We start from the raw sequence: 2,870 nt of genomic DNA, 5'->3' as shown, positions 1-2,870 counted from the left end.
GAAATATCTTATAAAAAGAGTATTTTAGTTAAAAATATTGACTTAGAAATAAAACGCTGTTATATTATTTTTAAATCTCAAATAGGAGGTCACAAATGAAAGTCTTAGTAGGTCCAGAAGGTTATATCCCAAAAGCAGCTGCAATGGAAGGTGTAGCTCTACCATCTCAACCGGATAAAGGCTTGCTTTACGGTGAAGAAGTAGATGAAGAAGTTGCAATGAGGGAAGCTGCAAGAGCTTTACTTACAAGGCCTAATCCTACAATATTCCCAGGTCCAAAAATTCTTTGGGGATGGAGCCCATCAGCATTTGAAGAAGCTGATGCAATTTTAGAACTAGCAAAGGAAATACCTAACTGTAGAATCATTCCAATGCCAGACTACAGACCTAAATATCCTAAAATAGACCCTGAAGCAGAGATAAACCCAAACCACCCAAACCTTACCATTTTACATAACAAAATAGAAGCTTGTATCTTTGTAGGTGTACACTGTCACTATGCTAATCTATCACTAAGAATGATTAGAGCAGGAACAAACTGCTTTACGATAGCTATATGTGGAGAACTTGGACACGAAGAGGCTCATGCAACAATAAGAGATGCTCACGGAGAAAAAATCAGAAAATTCAGAGATATCTTAGTAGAAGAAAGAAATAAGTTGGGAATTCAGTGGGAACCTAAATTACCACCACCAAATCCTTCATTGCCAAAAGAAAACTGGGAAACTATATCATTCCACGACTATGGAGAGTACGCATTTTTACTTTTACCTAAAAAAGGTGAAACTGTAACTGATACAGAGTAATTTTTTGACACTTTAAATAAATTTGGAGGTAAAACCATGCCAGAACAAAAAGTTGTAGATACAGATTATCTTTTATTGGAAGCTCCAAGAGAGCGTAAATTTATCACCGGTGCTCAAGCAATGGCGGAAGCTATAAGAAGAGCTAACGTAGATATGGCTATAGCTTATCCTATAACTCCTCAATCAGAAGTTATGCACCTTGTTGGAGACCTTTACGCACAAGGTTACTTGAAAGATTACTATAGAGCGGAAGAAGAGTATGGAGCATTTTCTGCAATAGCAGGTGCAGCAAGAGGTGGTGTGAGAGTATTTACTGCTACTTCTGGACCAGGATTGCTAAGAGGTTTGGAAGCTATAGCATCTTGGCCAGGACATAGAATACCTGCTGTTTTAGGTGTTTTAACAAGGGTAGTTAACGCTCCTTTGTCTATTCAGCCAGATAACGTAGAAATTTCCTACCTATTAAACTGTGGAGCCGTTGTACTACATGCGGAAAACCAACAAGATGTTTTTGACTTTACATTAGCAGCTTTTGCAATAGCTGAGATGGTTGATGTTTATATACCAGTTGCAGTAGCAACAGAAGGTTTCTTCGTTACCCACGCTAAAGGTTACGTTAACATGACTCCAGAAGATATGAAGTTACCACCAAGAAACCCATACAAGGCACCTGTTCCACCAACTGATAACGAAGTACCACCAGCAAGAATTCAAAGAGATGCTCCAGTTCAAAAATCTAACTTTATGAGTTATTTAATACACGCTGTATGGCAACAGGAAATATGGTCCTCAAACGCAAGAGCTATGAAGTACATCTATAAGTACTTAGGTGGTCCTATCGAAGTTGTAAATCCAGACGCGGAAGTGTTTGTCGTAGCATCTGGATGTGCCGCTGCACAAGCTAGAGAAGCTGTTAGATACTCTCAGTTAGAAGGTTTAAACGTAGGATTGGTAAAAGTCAAATCAATTAGACCATTCCCTGAAAAAGAAATAAGAGAAGTTCTAAAAAATGCAAAAGGTATAGTAGTTCCAGAACATAACATAGTAGGATGGTTGGCTCGTGAAGTTAAATCTGTAATACCTAACAACGATAGAGTTGTAGGTGGTCCAAGAGTTTACGGAGGTATGACATTACCTACCGAGCTCATCATGGACGAGATTTACAAAATATTAGGCGTCAAAAAAGAAAGAAAAGTATTAGTTTAATTAATTAATTATAGGAGGTAATAGTTATGGGTTTAGAATACGTTAAAATAACAACAGGTTTTGAAGACTATATGCCCAAAGATTATGTAGAATTGGTAAAATATGGCCAGTTCGGTAAAGAGTACGATATACAAGAACTTGGTACATTCAAAGAGTTATTGGAAGAACATCCTATGTGTGCTGGATGCTTTATGGCATACTTTGTTAGAGTGTTTTATGCATCTCTTCCTAACCCTGAAGATTCTATTGTAATAGGTACTGCCGGATGTGCAAGATTAGCTTTATCTCAAGCGGCGGTTCCATTTATTTACGGAAACTACGGAGATACAAACGCGGTAGCATCTGGATTAAAAAGAGCTTTAAAAATCAGATTCCCAGATAAAGAAAAAGATGTTATCGTAGTTGCTGGTGACGGTGGTCTAATGGATATAGGATTTGGAATGACAATGCACTCATGGTTTAGAGGAGAAAACTTCACAACAATAATGGTAGACAACGAAGTCTATGGAAACACCGGCCAAGAAAGTGGTATGACAAGAAAAGGAATACAGCTCAAAATGGCTCCAAAAGGTAAAAAGTTTGATAAAATAAATGCAGTAGAACTTGCTAAAGCCGCAGGATGTGTATATGTTGCGAGAATATCACCTACAAATCCTAAAAGATTAGCAAAAACAATAAAAAGAGCTATATTAGCTGCAAGACATTTTGGTCCTACTTTCATTCATGCTTATACATCTTGTAACATTGAATACTCAATCCCAACAGAGAAAGTCTTAGAGGATGCAAGAAAAAGGGAAAAAGAGGACTTTTCCTTCTATGAATGGATGAGAGATGATGTAAAAGAATACCTTGAGCAAT

At 37.5% G+C, this 2,870-nt stretch carries 3 protein-coding genes; all 3 read left to right on the top strand.

What is annotated here, in order from left to right; all coding sequences use genetic code 11:
* The first annotated feature begins 95 nt into the window (after nt 1-95).
* Entirely contained in the window at nt 96-806 is a 711-nt protein-coding gene (locus NE054_RS07700; RefSeq protein WP_297890340.1) for a carbon monoxide dehydrogenase beta subunit family protein, read from the top strand.
* Between the two features lie 36 nt (nt 807-842).
* Nucleotides 843-2,012 (top strand): transketolase C-terminal domain-containing protein, encoded by a 1,170-nt coding sequence (locus NE054_RS07695; RefSeq protein ID WP_297890338.1) that lies wholly within the window; start codon nt 843-845, stop codon nt 2,010-2,012.
* Nucleotides 2,013-2,038: 26 nt separating this feature from the next.
* The coding region (locus NE054_RS07690) for a thiamine pyrophosphate-dependent enzyme (protein ID WP_297890336.1) at nt 2,039-2,870 on the top strand (832 nt) is incomplete at its 3' end.

Source organism: Sulfurihydrogenibium sp. (genome assembly GCF_027448985.1).
Lineage (GTDB): Bacteria > Aquificota > Aquificia > Aquificales > Hydrogenothermaceae > Sulfurihydrogenibium.
Note: the sequence above shows the minus strand (reverse complement) of the source record. Positions and strands in the feature narration are given on the sequence as shown.

Bases quoted from the DNA above. Each gene is read 5' to 3' on its own strand.
- NE054_RS07695 (WP_297890338.1), top strand. From the start codon at position 843: ATGCCAGAACAAAAAGTTGTAGATACAGATTATCTTTTATTGGAAGCT.
- NE054_RS07700 (WP_297890340.1), top strand. From the start codon at position 96: ATGAAAGTCTTAGTAGGTCCAGAAGGTTATATCCCAAAAGCAGCTGCA.